This is a genomic window from Stutzerimonas stutzeri (genome assembly GCF_024448935.1).
Lineage (GTDB): Bacteria > Pseudomonadota > Gammaproteobacteria > Pseudomonadales > Pseudomonadaceae > Stutzerimonas > Stutzerimonas stutzeri_AO.
The window spans coordinates 52,312-66,499 of record NZ_JAMOIE010000018.1; the positions used below are offsets into that span (position 1 = coordinate 52,312).

The 14,188-nt window shown below is 61.6% G+C and carries 17 protein-coding genes and 1 pseudogene; 6 read left to right on the forward strand and 12 right to left on the reverse strand.

Annotated elements, in window-relative coordinates:
- Window positions 1-419: 419 nt before the first annotated feature.
- From NA637_RS07685 to NA637_RS07700, 4 genes are all read right to left on the reverse strand, one after another.
- Window positions 420-728 carry a hypothetical protein gene (locus NA637_RS07685; RefSeq protein ID WP_256071718.1) on the reverse strand — a complete coding sequence of 103 codons (309 nt, stop codon included), beginning with the start codon at window positions 726-728 and terminating at the stop codon, window positions 420-422.
- A 181-nt stretch (window positions 729-909) separates the two neighbouring features.
- Window positions 910-2,067: a C4-dicarboxylate TRAP transporter substrate-binding protein gene (locus NA637_RS07690; RefSeq protein ID WP_256071719.1), complete on the reverse strand. Its 1,158-nt coding sequence runs from the start codon at window positions 2,065-2,067 to the stop codon at window positions 910-912.
- A 61-nt stretch (window positions 2,068-2,128) separates the two neighbouring features.
- Window positions 2,129-3,685 carry a long-chain-fatty-acid--CoA ligase gene (locus NA637_RS07695; protein WP_256071720.1) on the reverse strand — a complete coding sequence of 519 codons (1,557 nt, stop codon included), beginning with the start codon at window positions 3,683-3,685 and terminating at the stop codon, window positions 2,129-2,131.
- A 32-nt stretch (window positions 3,686-3,717) separates the two neighbouring features.
- Window positions 3,718-3,912: a hypothetical protein gene (locus NA637_RS07700; protein WP_256071721.1), complete on the reverse strand. Its 195-nt coding sequence runs from the start codon at window positions 3,910-3,912 to the stop codon at window positions 3,718-3,720.
- Window positions 3,913-4,043: 131 nt separating this feature from the next.
- On the opposite strand from NA637_RS07700, the gene NA637_RS07705 reads away from it, so the two are divergent.
- Entirely contained in the window at window positions 4,044-4,418 is a 375-nt protein-coding gene (locus tag NA637_RS07705) for a transposase (RefSeq protein WP_256071722.1), read from the forward strand.
- 126 nt (window positions 4,419-4,544) lie between these two features.
- Here NA637_RS07705 and NA637_RS07710 read toward each other — a convergent pair whose 3' ends face one another.
- From NA637_RS07710 to NA637_RS07720, 3 genes are all read right to left on the reverse strand, one after another.
- Entirely contained in the window at window positions 4,545-5,822 is a 1,278-nt protein-coding gene (locus tag NA637_RS07710) for a serine hydrolase domain-containing protein (protein ID WP_256071723.1), read from the reverse strand.
- A gap of 96 nt (window positions 5,823-5,918) precedes the next feature.
- A complete protein-coding gene (locus NA637_RS07715; protein ID WP_256071724.1) occupies window positions 5,919-7,094 on the reverse strand; it encodes a lactate 2-monooxygenase in 1,176 nt (391 codons plus the stop codon).
- Window positions 7,095-7,326: 232 nt separating this feature from the next.
- Window positions 7,327-7,692 carry an NAD(P)-dependent oxidoreductase gene (locus NA637_RS07720; protein WP_256071725.1) on the reverse strand — a complete coding sequence of 122 codons (366 nt, stop codon included), beginning with the start codon at window positions 7,690-7,692 and terminating at the stop codon, window positions 7,327-7,329.
- Window positions 7,693-7,761: 69 nt separating this feature from the next.
- Here NA637_RS07720 and NA637_RS07725 point away from each other — a divergent pair, with 69 nt between their 5' ends.
- Window positions 7,762-8,508, forward strand: a complete 747-nt coding sequence (locus NA637_RS07725; RefSeq protein ID WP_256071726.1) for an SDR family oxidoreductase — start codon at window positions 7,762-7,764, stop codon at window positions 8,506-8,508.
- Here NA637_RS07725 and NA637_RS07730 read toward each other — a convergent pair.
- The 4 genes from NA637_RS07730 to NA637_RS07745 all read right to left on the reverse strand — a co-directional run bounded on the left by NA637_RS07730 (window position 8,505) and on the right by NA637_RS07745 (window position 10,867).
- Window positions 8,505-9,479, reverse strand: a complete 975-nt coding sequence (locus NA637_RS07730) for a tRNA dihydrouridine synthase (RefSeq protein WP_256071727.1) — start codon at window positions 9,477-9,479, stop codon at window positions 8,505-8,507. The two genes, NA637_RS07725 and NA637_RS07730, sit on opposite strands and share 4 nt — an antisense overlap.
- A 166-nt stretch (window positions 9,480-9,645) precedes the next feature.
- Window positions 9,646-10,113, reverse strand: coding sequence for a tetratricopeptide repeat protein (locus NA637_RS07735; protein ID WP_256071728.1), 468 nt, complete (start codon window positions 10,111-10,113; stop codon window positions 9,646-9,648).
- Window positions 10,113-10,508 carry a hypothetical protein gene (locus tag NA637_RS07740; protein WP_256071729.1) on the reverse strand — a complete coding sequence of 132 codons (396 nt, stop codon included), beginning with the start codon at window positions 10,506-10,508 and terminating at the stop codon, window positions 10,113-10,115. The genes NA637_RS07735 and NA637_RS07740 overlap by 1 nt, the downstream gene beginning before the upstream one ends.
- Window positions 10,490-10,867, reverse strand: a complete 378-nt coding sequence (locus NA637_RS07745) for a helix-turn-helix domain-containing protein (RefSeq protein WP_256071730.1) — start codon at window positions 10,865-10,867, stop codon at window positions 10,490-10,492. The genes NA637_RS07740 and NA637_RS07745 overlap by 19 nt, the downstream gene beginning before the upstream one ends.
- A gap of 102 nt (window positions 10,868-10,969) precedes the next feature.
- Between NA637_RS07745 and NA637_RS07750 the strand changes: the two genes are divergently transcribed.
- From NA637_RS07750 to NA637_RS07765, 4 genes are all read left to right on the forward strand, one after another.
- Window positions 10,970-11,233 (forward strand): hypothetical protein, encoded by a 264-nt coding sequence (locus tag NA637_RS07750; RefSeq protein WP_256071731.1) that lies wholly within the window; start codon window positions 10,970-10,972, stop codon window positions 11,231-11,233.
- A 54-nt stretch (window positions 11,234-11,287) separates the two neighbouring features.
- On the forward strand, window positions 11,288-11,794 hold the full coding sequence (locus tag NA637_RS07755; RefSeq protein WP_256071732.1) for a hypothetical protein: 507 nt from the start codon (window positions 11,288-11,290) through the stop codon (window positions 11,792-11,794).
- 121 nt (window positions 11,795-11,915) lie between these two features.
- Window positions 11,916-12,911: a 2-hydroxyacid dehydrogenase gene (locus NA637_RS07760; RefSeq protein WP_256071733.1), complete on the forward strand. Its 996-nt coding sequence runs from the start codon at window positions 11,916-11,918 to the stop codon at window positions 12,909-12,911.
- Window positions 12,912-12,945: 34 nt separating this feature from the next.
- Window positions 12,946-13,725, forward strand: a complete 780-nt coding sequence (locus NA637_RS07765) for an SDR family NAD(P)-dependent oxidoreductase (protein WP_256071734.1) — start codon at window positions 12,946-12,948, stop codon at window positions 13,723-13,725.
- A 162-nt stretch (window positions 13,726-13,887) separates the two neighbouring features.
- Here the strand turns inward: NA637_RS07765 and NA637_RS07770 are convergent.
- A pseudogene (locus tag NA637_RS07770) lies at window positions 13,888-14,088 on the reverse strand (anti-virulence regulator CigR family protein); the annotation flags it as partial.
- Window positions 14,089-14,188: the final 100 nt, after the last annotated feature.

A 14,188-nucleotide genomic window follows, 5' to 3' on the forward strand; every position in this document is an offset into this window, starting at 1 on the left:
CAGCTTCGCCAAGGCGCGATGAGATCAGATTAAACCAGCGACCCAGCCTTGTCGTTGATTTGATTGGGTGGAGTGGTGAAGTTCAGCACTGCTGATCCGCATGTGTGAAACACTGGCTCAAAATCCGCGATCGCCATTGGCGCAGGGGCCAAATACCGGGCCTCAGAGGTCCGCAAGCGGTCAGGGCAAGGCTGGGTTTGCGCCAAGGCCGAGCCCTTTTGCCCTGTTTCGACGAACTGTTGTCCTCTAGGCGCAAAAGGCCAATCACCAGGCGCAGACGACCCTGGCGCGACCGCCTGGACAGGACTCCGACTGCCTTCCTTCCGGCGGCGTCCAGGGTATGCCGCTCCTGGCCGTTTCCCGGCTACGTTCCCGCACCGCCTGGTACAACGCCCGCATCGGCTCGCTGCTCTTCAGAATCAGTTGGCCGGCATCGCGCACAATCCGCCCCGCCACCTGATATAACCGCCACCGCAGAGTCTGGACCTGGTACCGGCGCCACTATGGGTTTTCCAGGCGAGGGTGCCGACCCGGTCCTGGAATTCCACGCCCATGGTCCTGATGGCATTGGCGACCTTTTTGACCGGGTGGAAACTTCCCCCGTAATTGGTCCGGTGAATGTGGCCTTCCACGGTTTTGGACACGATCTCCGAGTCGAGATGGAAGGTGGCTGCGTGCTCCAGTTGTGATGGAATGAGCAGGGGTTGGTCCTGCATGAGTCCGTGCATGGTGCGTCTCCTGGCGCAGTTATGATTGGGCCTGGGTGTTGGGAAAGAGGTCAGAACAGCGTGGCCCGGAACGCAAAATCCGGGCTTCGTCTGATTCGACGATTTACGGGCAGGACCCCGATCGTCTAGTCAGTCAAAGCCCGGCTCGCCGATTGGTTGCAACCGGAACTGGCCTGGCGGGTTACAGGCCGTACTGGGTGACGTCAACCTTTGAATAGACCTGGTCCCAGTACAGTTGCTGAAGCTCTTCCTGCGTCTTCACGTCCTTGACCAGCGTCACCCAGCGGGTAAGAATCTCGCGGAATTCATTGATCATCTCGTCCGAACGCTCAAGACCGCTGTTTTCCTGGTACCGCTGGGCGATGGTTGCGATGTCGTTCTGGATGAAACTGCGGGTGGCCGCCTTGAGTTCATCTCCTGCCTGGTGAACCGTGATGCCCTCTTTCTCCTCGATCAGGGCCCGGTTTTCTTCGTGCTCTTCCACATAGAGTCGCGCAATCTTGGCAGCCAGGGCCGCGGACGCGTAGAGCACGTCCTTCCGCTGGTCAGCTGAAAGTCCCGTCCAGGCATCCGCATTCATATGGGTGGCTATGCCGCCGAAAATCCCTCCGGGAACCCCGAGGGTGACGTCGGTGGTGACCTCGATAAAATTGAAGTTGGTCAGGTCGGGCAGGTTGTGGGCGGTGCAATCCAGCACGCCCTGGCCCAGGCCCTCGTAGACCTCGTTCACCGCCATGGAAACCGGTGATGCACCCATGGCCTCCACCCAACGGGACCATTGGGGGCCGCCGCTGCGGATACGTTTGCCGCGGATCTGCTCTCGAGTGGCTACCGGCTCGTTGCAGATCAGGGTATAGGGCGTACTGCCGGAGATGCCGAGGAAGACCTGATTGTTGTTGCGATATTCCTCCTGGCACTCGGGGCAATTGTTGAACACATACTCAGAAATGGTGCCGCCGAAGGCGTAGGTCGCCTCACGGGCCGAGGTGTTGTCCAGTTCCAGCAGCATGGTCAGCTCGGTCAGCATGACGGTGCTGGGAAACTCGGTCTGGAAATAGGGGGTCAATACAGCCCCGAAATCCGCCATGCCGTCCCGCAGGCCCGGTGGGGTTTCCATAAAGCTCAGCAGGGACTGCATATACGGCTTCACCGACAGCTCACCGCCGCTACGATCATTCAGGACATCGGAAAAGACTTCGATACTCTTGGAGCCGATAGAGTTGGGGGTGGCGCCTGAGGCAAAGCTCAATTCCCGTGCCGCCAGATTGTCGACGGCCACGAGGGAGGTAAGTACTACACCGGCCGAGAAGCCGGCGATGGGACTTTTAAGGTTGATCATGGGTTACTCCGGTTTTCTTGTTGTTATCAGTAGGAGACAATTGTGTGCCGGTATCACGTCGTTAGCTGACTTTCCTGTTGCGGTCTGCCCAGTGTTCCTCTCGCAGCTTGTACTTGAGCAGTTTGCCAGTGGGGGACAGGGGCAGTTCGTCCCGAATGTCCAGGCTGCGGGGGACCTTGTAGTTGGCGATCAGGGTCTTGCAGTGGGCCATCAGGTCATTCAGGGTCAGGTCTTCACCCTCCTGCAGAACCACGGTGGCATGGACCCGCTCACCCCAGTCATCGTCGGGCACACCTATCACCGCGCACTGGGCTACCTGGGGTATCTGCAACACGGCTTCCTCCACCTCGGCGGAGTACACGTTCTCACCGCCGGTGACGATCATGTCCTTGATGCGGTCCACCACGTAGACAAACCCGTCATCGTCCATGTAGCCGGCGTCACCGGTATGCATCCAGCCATTACGCAGGGCATCGGCGGTCTGCTCCGGCTTATTCCAGTAACCCTGCATAACCACCGGGCCCCGGGCTACGATTTCGCCCCGGGTGCCATGGGGCACGGGATTGTCGTCCGTATCCACAATGCGAATCTCCACCATGGGCAGAGGCTGGCCGGCGGACATCATCTTGCCGCTCTCGAAACCTTCGTCGCTGTGCCAGTCCTTGGTAAGCATGGTCACCGTGGGGGCCAGCTCGGTCATGCCGTAGCTCTGCAGGAAGCCCGCCTGCGGCATCGCTTCCCGTGCTCGTTTGAGCAGGGTGCTGTCCATGGGTGAGGCGCCGTACATCATGTGCTGCAGACTGCTAAGGTCGTAGTTCCGGAACTCAGGATGCGCCAGGACCATGCGCAACATGGTGGGCACCAGGAAGGTCTCGATCACCTTCTCGTTCTGTATAGCCTCCAGTACGGCTCTGGGGTCAAACATGGGGATGATCACGTTGGTACTGTGGCGTGCGGTCGCCTGCAGAATCAGGCCGGTGCCGGCCACGTGAAAGGTGGGTGCCGCGTGGAGGGTCACCGACTGCAGGGGCATATTGGCCACTGCCTGGGACCCCAGCCCGTTGGAAAACAGATTCATGTGGCTGAGCATCACGCCCTTGGGTTTGCCGGTGGTGCCGCCGGTATACATGACCGCCGCCAGGTCATCGTTCTTGCGCAGGGCGTCCTCGGTTTCCTCGCTGTCCCGGATCAGTGCCTCGAAGTTCTGGCTACCTTCCGGAGCTTCCTGATCCCCGGCGAAAATCACCGTGCGCAGGGATTTCGATCCTTCCCTCAGCGGGCCGATCATGGGGCTGAAGGCATCGTCCACGATCAGGAAGCTGCTCTCGCAGTCGTCGAGGGAGTAGATGATCTCCGCCGGGCTCCAGCGGATGTTCACCGGGTTAATAACGCCTCCGGCCCAGAAAGTGGCGTAGATGGATTCGGCGTAGCGGTCCGAGTTCAGGCTCAGGATCGCCACCCGGTCGCCGGTCTTCAGGCCCAGCGTCTTAAGCCCCGCCGCCAGCCGGGCAACGCGGGATACAAATTCGCGGTAACTTTGGCGGCGGTCGCCGTACACGGTTGCGGTCCTGCCGGGGGCTTCCTGAAGGGCCTTGTGCAAAGGTTGAGTCAGGTACATTGGCTGAATCTCCTTATCTTGTTTTTGTTCGATTAAAGGCCATAGTTCTCAACGTCCACCGTGGAGTAGACCTGATCCCAGTAGAGCTTCGTCAGGTCTTCCTCGAATTCCACCGCGTCCACCAGTTGTGTCCAGCGCTCGAGGATGGGGCGAAATGTCGCGAGCATTTCCTCAACGTCTTCGATGCCGTAGCGTTCGCGGTAACTCTCGAGGCTCTTGCAAAACACCCCGGCGCCAGTGAATTTCTGCCTGCTCGCAACGGCGCAAAAAGAGTGGAGCGGGTATCGTCATCGAAGGCATGATTGTGGTCTCAAAACAGCAACCACACCCGCCGAATAATACTGCCCTGCGCGGGCGTTTGACGCAATTCCATCATCATTTTCAGCACCCGTTGCTGCCCTTGGTCGAAGCGGATGTTTCTGCATCGCTGACGCCGACGATGTCACGCCTGCTGCGCATCCGGGAATGCGTGAAGATCGAGCGGTTCGTACCGTCGGCGCATGGCCTGGTGGGACGACCGCCGCGCGAGCGCGTGGCGTTGGCACGTGCGTTCGTCGCTGAAGCGGTGCTGGGCTTGTCCGGGACCGCTGCCCTGGTGGAGCGGCTCAATGCCGATACGCTGCTGCGCCGGTTGTGCGGATTCGACTTGCGCCGGCGTGGCGCGTTGCGCGAGTGCCTGTTCTCGCGTCTCGCGTCTCGCGTCTCGCGTCTCGCGGGCGCGCGAGGGCGGTGACCGTGGGACCGCACTGACGGCTTATGGAGATTATTACCCACAAGGGGCCCAGCGCTGCTATGGTGAAACATCCTTCTGCAGCTGGCCTGCACGGGAGTTCGTTATCATGGGCTAGCGTCGTCGGCGTTACTCGACCAGTGCCTGATAGACCAGCGAGCGTAGATCGCGGCGCAAGGGTAACAGCGAAGACGGCATGAGCTGAGCCATCTGGATGACGCTCATGTCCTCCTGGGGATCGATCCAGAATTGGGTGTTCGCCATGCCGGTCCAGAAGTACTCGCCCGCGGAGCCCTGAGTTTGTGCCAGGGCGGGGTCGAGCACCACGGCGAACCCCAGACCGAAGCCTAGGCCGGCGCCCATATGGCCATTGTTGAAGCGGGGCTGGCCCATATCGGCCATGCTGCCGGGCAGGTGGTTACGGGTCATGAACTCCACCGTCTTACGTCCCAGCACCTGTTTGCCGTTCAGCGCGCCTTTATTTTGCAGCATGTCGCAAAAACGCAGATAGTCGGCGGTCGTCGAGGTCAGGCCGCCGCCGCCTGACAGCACTTTGGCGGGCTTGGCGAAACGGCCCCCGGCGGACGGATCGGCAAGCTTCAGTCCGCTTGGCGGCTCGGGGATTACGTGCGTGATGTCGTGACCCAGCGGAGGCGCCGGAGGGGCGTCGCTGGCCGTGGTGTACAGGGTCGTGAACCGGTCCAGCTTATCTTCGCTAACCGAAAAGGCGGTATCGGCCATGCCCAGCGGCTTGAAAATCCGCTCCTGAAGGAATTGATCCAGCGGCTGTCCAGAAATGACTTCGATCACGCGTCCCAGCACATCGGTGGATACGCTGTAGTGCCATTCGCTGCCCGGATGACACAACAACGGCTGCTGCGCCAGGCGGGTGACCACTTCCGCCAGCGAGGTATCACCCCCCATGAAGGTGATGTCGTTGCGATAGTAGAGTTCATCGACCGGTGAACTCTTCAGAAAGTCGTAGGTGAACCCCGAGGTATGGGTGAACAGATGACGCAGGGTGATAAGGCTTCTGGCGGGTTCGAGGCGGGGATTGTCCGCATCGCCGCCTACCAGGACCTGCATTTGCTCGAACTCGGGCAAAAAGCGCGCCAAAGGGTCGTCGAGCTGAAAACGGCCTTCTTCGTAGAGGGTCATGGCCGCGACACTGACGATGGGTTTGGTCATCGAGTAGATGCGAAAGATGCTATCCATTCCGATAGGCTTGTCGGCATGCATTGCCAGGCTGCCGGCACTATCGAAGAAGGCATTCTGCCCATGGCGACGCACCAGAACGCTGATTCCCGCGAGCCGCTCTTGCTCGACATGTTCCTGCATCCAGCGCTGGATGCGTCGCAGCCGCTCATGTGACATGCCTAGGGTTTCGGGCGCTACCAGATCAACCATGTCGCGGAATCCTTTCGTTCAGTATGGGAAGGCCCAGCGTTGGGGCAGCGCCCGGCTACACTGATCACTATAGCAGTGTAGCCGGATTGCCGGGGGTCAGCCTTTCGCGGGCAGGCTCAGCAGCTCGCGGCCCAGGTCGCGAAAGCAGCGGCTACCGGCCAGCGCCATGCTGAGGTCGAGGTCGGCAAGCAGGCGCTGGACGACTTCCGCGACCCCTTGACTGCCGGCCAGCGCCAGCCCCCAGATATATGGCCTTCCCAGCAGCACGGCGTCGGCGCCCAGCGCCTTGGCCTTGAGGATATCGGAGCCGCTGCGGATACCGCTGTCGAACAGCACCGGCAGAGCGTCACCCACCGCGTCGCGCACCATGGGGAGTGCGTCCAGGGCGGCCAGCGCACCGTCCACCTGGCGTCCGCCGTGGTTGGAGACGACGATACCGTCGGCACCGTGGGCCACGGCCTGGCGCGCGTCTTCGGGGTGCATGATTCCCTTGAGCAGGATCGGCAGGTCGGTGGCATTGCGTAGAATCTCCAGATTCTTCCAGGTCTTGCTCGGGTCGGTGAATTCCTGGCTCCAACGCTGAATCGAGGGAAACATATCCTCTTCCGGAGCGGCTTCCAGACCGTCGCGGAACACCGGGTCAGTGATGTAGTTGGCCAAGCCCTGGCCCTTCAGGAACGGCAGAAAGGCACTGGTCAGGTCACGCTCGCGCCAGGCCATCATCTTGGTGTCGAGGGTCACCACGATGGCCTGATAACCGGCGGCTTCGGCACGCTGGACCAGGTTCACGGCGAGGGCGTCGCTGTGCGGCCAGTAGAGCTGGAACCAGCGCGGCGAATCCCCGAGCGTCTCGGCGACCGACTCCAGCGAATGCGAGGAGACGGTGGAGAGAATCTGCGGTACACCGAGCTGTCTGGCGGCCTGAGCCACCGCCAGCTCCGCCTCGGGGCAGATGATGCTCTGCACGCCGATCGGGGCGAGCAGCAGCGGAGTGCGGTAATGATGGCCGAACAGCTCGACACTCAGGTCCCGCTGAGAAACGTCGGTAAGCATGCGTGGCACGATCGGGTAGCGGTCGAAGGCTTCCCGGTTGGCGCGCATGGTCGCCTCGCCGGCACCGCCGGCCACGTACCAGTAGGATTCTGGCGGAAGAATCGCCTGTGCGGCGGCTTCCAGCTCCTCCATGCGCATCGGTAAGCGCGGCCGCTCGCCTCGGAGACCGTTGCGATAGATTTGCAACTGGTATTCGCCGTAGTGACGAAGTGTACTCATTGTTCTGCTCCCGGGATCGGTTTGTTATTGGCAGAGCGTCCGCGTATATGACGCTGCAATGGGTCAGCAGTTACGAAATCAGCACAGCAGACAGAGCGTGAGCGACTCCGCTTCGCAAGCGGGCCGCGCTCGCCGCCCTCGAGTTCGATGGTCTCCTCGCTGCAGACCATTTAGTATTTCCTCGAGCCGTTGGAAAATGCAAAGCCCGCCGCGTGGCGGGCTTGCGTCGGGATCAGTAACCGCGCTGGATGTCGACGGCGCCGGTAATCTCCCGGCCGGCCTCGAGGGCCTGGATCTTGGTGGCGATCTGCTCGACGGTCCCCTCGCGCAGGATGCGCGCGGAGACGTGGGGCGTGATGGTGACCTGCGGCATGCGCCAGAAGGGGTGCGAGGCGGGGAGCGGTTCCTCGCGGAAGACGTGGTGACCAAAAAAGACGTCAATAAATGAGGTAGTTAAACGTCGAAGCTGTCGATAACGATATCCCGGAGCGGGCCTTTGCTGTTGATGATTTTTTTTCCGATCTGGTGATATTCCGGGTATGTCTCTTCCTTTCACTATCTCCTGATATTCAGCGAGTGGTTCATACAGGACCCGCATTCGGCATCCTGTAATGCCCTAAATAGCAACTGCTCGCCTGTTTCCAAGACCGTTCGTCGAGGATTTTTTATGTTGAAAGTGATGTTGATAACGGGGGCCAGCCGTGGCATAGGCGCGGCCACAGCCAGGCTCGCAGCGGCTGAAGGCTATGCGTTGTGCTTGAACTTTCGATCGCGTCAGGACGCAGCCGACCAGCTACTGAACGAGCTGCGCAGCTGGGGCGCGCGTGCAATTGCGGTCGAGGCGGACGTCGCGGACGAGTCGCAAGTCGTACGCCTGTTCGAAGCGCTCGATGCCGAATTCGGCAGGCTCGACGTACTGGTCAATAACGCCGGCATGCTCGAACGCCAGACGCGCCTGGAAGACATGGACAAAGCACGCCTGGAACGCGTATTCGCGGTAAATGTATTCGGCAGCTTTCTCTGTGCCCGCGAGGCGATCAAGCGCATGTCCACTCGCAACGGCGGTGCCGGAGGTGCCATCGTCAATGTCTCCTCAATCGCCGCCAAACTCGGCGCGCCCAACGAGTACATCGACTACGCGGCCGCCAAGGGCGCGATAGATAGCATGACCCTCGGCCTGGCCAAGGAAGTCGCTGCCGAAGGCATTCGGGTCAATGCCGTACGGCCCGGCGTGATCCATACAGAGATTCACGCCAGCGGTGGCGAGCCTGATCGCATCGAGCGGGTACGGAGCAGCGTGCCCATGGGTCGGGGCGGTGAAGCGAAAGAGGTGGCTGAAGCGATTCTCTGGTTGGCCAGCGACAAGGCCAGCTATACCAGCGGCGCTTTGCTCGATGTGAGCGGAGGACGCTAGACAGCCGTCTTAAAACCCTGTGCCTTTCCGTCCAGACCCAGCAGCGCATCGAGCCGCTCGCAATCGCTTTCCCGCCGGACCTGAGCGAACAGCGTAACGGCTTGCGGATAGTTACGGGTTAGCAGGGATACCCATTGCTTTAAACGGCCGGGTGCATGGCGCGGGGACATCTTGCGTCTAGCCTGCATCCAGAAATCGGCCAAGAGCGGTTGCAGATCGTCCCAACTCAGCGGCTCGAGCGGCGCACCGCACTTTGCCGCCGCGATCTGCCGAGCCAGGTCCGGCCGACAAACCAGCCCGCGGCCTAGCATGATGTCCTCGACTCCGCTGACCTCACGGCAACGTCGCCAGTCCTCGACCGACCAGATGTCGCCATTGGCAAACACCGGCACATTGACGACGTCCCTAACCTTAGCCACCCATTCCCAATGCGCTGGCGGCTTGTATCCCTCGACCTTGGTCCGCGCATGCACGACCAGTTGCGCAGCGCCGCCATCGGCCAGTGCACGGGCACAGTCGAGCGCGCCGTCCTTGTGGTCCAAACCCAAACGCATTTTCGCGGTAACCGGTATCTGCGCCGGAACCGCCTTACGTACTTCTCGGAGGATGGAATGAAGCAGATCCGGCTCCCTGAGCAGAACGGCGCCACCGCGGGATTTGTTGACCGTTTTGGCTGGGCAGCCGAAATTGAGATCGATTGCAGGGGCGCCGAGGCTGCACGCGAAGGCCGCATTGTCAGCCAGGCAGAGCGGATCCGAGCCCAGCAACTGCACACGCAACGGCGTGCCTGCGCGGGTTGCAGCGCCGCGTTCAAGCTCCGAAGCAAGCTTAAGAAAACTGGATGCCGGCAACAGTCGATCCGACACACGGATGAATTCGGTCACGCACCAGTCAACAGCGCCAACACGGGTGAGAACGTCGCGGAGAATGTCATCAACGAGCCCTTCCATAGGTGCCAAGGCGATCTGCATTAGAAACGACCCAACCGAGAAAGCGCTGCATTGTACGGACGCCAGCCATGGCAAGAAATGCCCGCGTCACGCCAATCGCGCAGACGGCATCCGACGCCAAGCACTAAGTCAAAAGGTACTAGGCTTTAGCCTGCAAACGCGGACGCTTTATCTCTGTCTTAGGAAGTCAAAGTCCGAGTCTGGCCGCACTGGCCTTGTAATGTTCGGCCTGCTGCACGTCTCGTGCGAGCCCATGGCCGCCCTCCATGTACAACTGAGCCAACCTGGCCGCCGCCAAGGGGTGCCCTGCCTCGGCGGCAAGCTTCCACCAATACGCGGCCTTGGCCCCGTCTGGGCCGTGAATAGCGTCTTCGCCCAGACTGATGACACCCATCTGGTAAGCGGCCTTGGCATCGCCCTTTTCGGCAGCCAGACGCAGCAGACGCATACCCTCCTGCCTAGCACCGAATCCCTGTCCTCGAAACAGCAGGATATGGCCGTAAAAGCTCTGCGCCTTCGAATCACCAATCGCAGCCATGCGCGAAAATTGACCCTCCATCCAGCGCCACAGTTTCGGTTGCTGAACGGCCCAACGTGAGCTCATCAATTTGCGAGCAAACCGATAACCGACTCGCGCACGGACGTTATTCAGCATTACGGGATCCCTGGATAATCAAACTCGAACACTCGGGCAACCTCGCCTGCGTGCCAGGATGCGGCCGCAGAACCGTCTGCCGGACCAGAAAAGCGCCCGAGGCGGGTAGCGCATTCGAAAAAACCGGTTCTTGGCAGACGGCTTGCCCCTTGGCTCACCACCAACGCACTACGTAGCGGCCGATCGGCATGGGCATCCAGCGCAGCCAGATATTCCAGCGCGGCTGTCAAGGTTTGCATGGCAGGCGGCGGCATCTGGAGCCGCTCGACCAACGCGCGGTACGTGACCAGATGGTGCTGCCGCCGGACCTCAGCCAACTCGTCCAACAACGCCTGCCAATGTGCACGGCTAATGCGGATTGACGCTGCGGTGCCTGTCACGCCTCCTGCTGCCATCCTTCGACCTCCAATGCGCGGGCGAGTGCGCGACGTATCGCATTATCGGGATCGCGTTCACCGCTTTCGATAAGGGCGAGATAAGCAGGGCTGATACCCACCGAATGCGCCAGCGCTTCTTGGCTCAACCCCTTAGCCTCTCGCAACATCGGCAACATCGGCAACATCGGCAACATCGGCAACATCGGCAACATCGGCAACATCTCGAAAGACGGCAATGCGCCTAAAGCAGTATCACTTGCTTCCACTGGCTTTGCGACGCTTACGTCATGCCCGTTCGTCAGCAGCGCCTGATACTCCTCCCAAGGCAGCACGGCATACTCTGGCTTACCTTGCCGCATGATGACCTGAACACTCATCCGCTACCCCGACCCCAGTCTCAAATTTGAAGTCGGGATCTTACCAGGCCGCGCGGCTATTTTTTCGACACCAGTCACCGGCTGCGCGGTGTGCTTCGAGCAGTGCCCCTGCCATGCGATCGACATGCTGGCGGAGATCGCCGAACCCCAGACCCCCGGCACGATGGAGGTGACGAAGCGAGTGCGCGCGCCACGCTGGGTGCCAACACGGCGGTGGCAAGGATCGCCTGCAAGCCCAGAGAGCTGTGCGCGATCTATCCGATCACCCCGTCCTCGCCCGTGAGCAAGATCCCGGCGGACGGCACCTTCCCCTCGGCGACCAGCGCCTACGAGCAACGCAATGTCTCCGACAGCGTGCCGGAATGACGGGCGGAGCTGTGCATCCAGTGCGGCCAGTGCAGCTTCGTCTGCCCGCGCGGCGTGATTCGCAGCCGCTATTACGAGGCCGGGCTGCTCAAGAACGCGCCGGCGGATTTCCCGTCGGCGCCGATCAACACCCGCGGCTATCCCGATACGTGGTTCATCCTGCAGATTTATCTGGAGGATTGCACCGGCTGCGCATTGCGCATCGAGGCCTGCCCCGCGCACAGCCCGCTTCAGCCCGACACCAAGGCGCTCAACATCGTCGACAAGCTGCCCATCCTCGAGCGCGAGCGGGTCAACATCGCCTGTTTCGAGAGGCTGCCGGTCAACGACCGGGGGCGGGTCGACGTTCTCCAGCGTGCGCGGCGTGCAGTTCCTGCAGCCGCTGTTCGAGTTTCCCGGTGCCTGTGCCGACTGCGGCGAGACGCCCTACCTGCGGCTGCTGAGCCAGCTGTTCGGCGACCGGCTGCAGGTCGCCAACGCAACCGGCTGCTCGTCGATCTACGGCGGCAGCCTGTGAACTATATTGAACTCATCGAGGCCTACAGCCTCGCCCACCGCTGAAGCGGCCAGCGCCCGGCGGCCTTGGCCAAGGGCGTCCGTGAAGAGGGTATGGCGCACGCGCCGGCCTTGCCGATCGGCATGAGCCCGGCAGGCGGAGCATGACAGCAAGGGAGGTAACGCCGTGAGTTTGAACACCCAGTCCAGTCACCTGGTGGTGACCTTTCCCATGGATGAACAACAAAGAGCGTCGCTGTTCAAGACGATTCCGCCGGGAATATCGGTTTCCTTCCTGCGCGAGCTGAACCAAGAGGGCCGCAAGCAGGCGCTGCAGGCAGCCGATGTGCTTCTTTCCTGGAACCCTCGCAAGGAACTGACCAGCGAGGAATACCCACTGCTGGCACGGTTGCGCCTGCTGCAGCTGCTTTCGGCGGGGGCCGATCACCTTCCCTTCGACGAGATTCCGGCGACGGTGACCATTGCCAGCAACGTCGGCGCCTATGCCGAACCGATGGCCGAACACGTGCTGGCCATGGTGCTGGCGCTGGCCAAGCAGTTGCTGAAGAACCATCACAAGCTGGCGCAGGGCGAATTCAACCAGTTCGAAATGAACCGCATGGTGGCCGGTTGCACGGTCGGCATCCTGGGCTTCGGCAGCATCGGCAAGGCCACGGCGCGGCTCTTTCGAGGCCTCGGATGTCGCATCCACGCCATAAACTCCAGCGGCAGGACGCCGGAAGTGGTGGACTTCATCGGCACCTTGCAGGACCTCGACCGCGTGTTGCGCGAATCCGACGTCATCGTGCTTTCCATTGCCCTCAACAAGCACACGCGCCAGCTGATCGGCCGTCCTGAACTGGAGGTAATGAAGCCCGACGCTGTCTTGGTAAACGTCGCGCGGGCGGCGCTGGTGGACGAGGCCGCTCTTTTCCAGCACCTGCAGGATCACCCGCAGTTCAAGGCAGGCCTCGATGCCTGGTGGGTCGAACCCTTCAGCACGGGCACGTTCGAGATGGCGCATCCTTTCTGCGAGCTTCCCAACTTCATCGGCTCGCCACACAACTCGGCGATGGTGCCCGGTGTCCTCGAGCGGGCGGTCGACCTGGCGGCTTCCAATGTGGCTGCCTTCGTCGAAGGCCAGCCGATTCGCGGCAGCGTGTCCCGCGAGCACTACCGATAATCTTTCCTTCATCGAAAAGCGCAGGAGCTTCCATATGCAATGCGAACGTTTGCAAGGCCATGTGGCACTCGTAACAGGAGGCGGCAGGGGCATCGGCAAGGCGATTGCCAAGCGGCTCTACTCGGAAAAGGCCGAGGTGGTCATCTGCGGCACCACCGAAGAGGTCCTCAACCAGGCAGCAGAAGAGATCGCTTGCGAGGATCGCGCGGTATTGCCGCTGGTCTGCGATGTGGCCGATTCCGCTCAGGTCACGGCCATGGTGGCAAAAGCCCGCCAGCACTTCGGAAAGGTCGACATCCTGGTGAACGCCGCGGCGATCATGCTCAGGCATATCGGCTATGCGCGAGCCACCAAGCCCTTTCACGAATTGGACGAGGCGGACTGGGACCGCGTCATGGCCGTTAACGTAAAGGGTGGCTGGCTGTGTGCCCGCGCGCTGATCTCCGACATGCGCAGCCAGAACTGGGGGCGCATCATCAACATCACCTCGGACACCGTTTTCATGGGGCGCGGCAACGGTGTCCAGTACCTCACCTCCAAGGCGGCGCTGGTGGGCTTTACCCGGGCGCTGGCGTTTGAAGGCGGGCGTCACGGGATCACGGCGAACGCCATCTCCCCTGGCCTTACGCAGAGCGAAACGATCCAGGAGCATGACTTCCAGGAAATGAGCGAGACACTTGCCAGCATTTCCGCCATCCCGCGGCTGGAATACCCCGAGGACCTGGTAGGTACCGCGGCATGGCTCGCCTCGGATGACGCGGCGTTCGTGACGGGACAGAACATCAGCGTATCGGGAGGACTGAGCCTGCATTGAGCCAAGCGGCCGCGACGTCTGCGCTGTCTGCAGATCGGGGCAGATCGGGCAGATCGCGGCTGCCGCTCGGGCCAATGCCGGATGGCGCGCTCGGCCGCGGAAACCCACGGCCGCCGGCGTGCGGGGTTGCTTGACAACCGGCGCTCGTCTGGCCCGGAAGCCTCACTCCAACGCGTGATTCAGCACCTCGTAGAGGGTGCCGGTGGCGATCGCCATCAGCACCAGGTCGTTGCCCACCTGCAGCCATTCGTAATCCTCGTAATGCGGCAGCCTGTCGAGCAATGGGCTGTCGAGCTGCTTGGCGATGCCCGGCGGCAGCGGTTTCCCCCTGGCCAGGTTTTTCTGTATGCCAGGGGGCAGCGCACTATGGCGCGAGGCGTTGGCGTGGATCTCGATGCCATCGAGGCTGATCGTGCCCAGCGTCAGCAGGCGCATTTCCTGCGCCATGTGCAGTAGCTGTACG

Bases quoted from the DNA above. Each gene is read 5' to 3' on its own strand.
- NA637_RS07690 (WP_256071719.1), bottom strand. From the start codon at position 2,067: ATGATCAACCTTAAAAGTCCCATCGCCGGCTTCTCGGCCGGTGTAGTA.
- NA637_RS07765 (WP_256071734.1), top strand. From the start codon at position 12,946: ATGCAATGCGAACGTTTGCAAGGCCATGTGGCACTCGTAACAGGAGGC.
- NA637_RS07725 (WP_256071726.1), top strand. From the start codon at position 7,762: ATGTTGAAAGTGATGTTGATAACGGGGGCCAGCCGTGGCATAGGCGCG.
- NA637_RS07695 (WP_256071720.1), bottom strand. From the start codon at position 3,685: ATGTACCTGACTCAACCTTTGCACAAGGCCCTTCAGGAAGCCCCCGGC.
- NA637_RS07730 (WP_256071727.1), bottom strand. From the start codon at position 9,479: ATGCAGATCGCCTTGGCACCTATGGAAGGGCTCGTTGATGACATTCTC.
- NA637_RS07735 (WP_256071728.1), bottom strand. From the start codon at position 10,113: ATGCTGAATAACGTCCGTGCGCGAGTCGGTTATCGGTTTGCTCGCAAA.
- NA637_RS07745 (WP_256071730.1), bottom strand. From the start codon at position 10,867: ATGAGTGTTCAGGTCATCATGCGGCAAGGTAAGCCAGAGTATGCCGTG.
- NA637_RS07715 (WP_256071724.1), bottom strand. From the start codon at position 7,094: ATGAGTACACTTCGTCACTACGGCGAATACCAGTTGCAAATCTATCGC.
- NA637_RS07720 (WP_256071725.1), bottom strand. From the start codon at position 7,692: ATGCGGGTCCTGTATGAACCACTCGCTGAATATCAGGAGATAGTGAAA.
- NA637_RS07710 (WP_256071723.1), bottom strand. From the start codon at position 5,822: ATGGTTGATCTGGTAGCGCCCGAAACCCTAGGCATGTCACATGAGCGG.
- NA637_RS07740 (WP_256071729.1), bottom strand. From the start codon at position 10,508: ATGGCAGCAGGAGGCGTGACAGGCACCGCAGCGTCAATCCGCATTAGC.
- NA637_RS07685 (WP_256071718.1), bottom strand. From the start codon at position 728: ATGCACGGACTCATGCAGGACCAACCCCTGCTCATTCCATCACAACTG.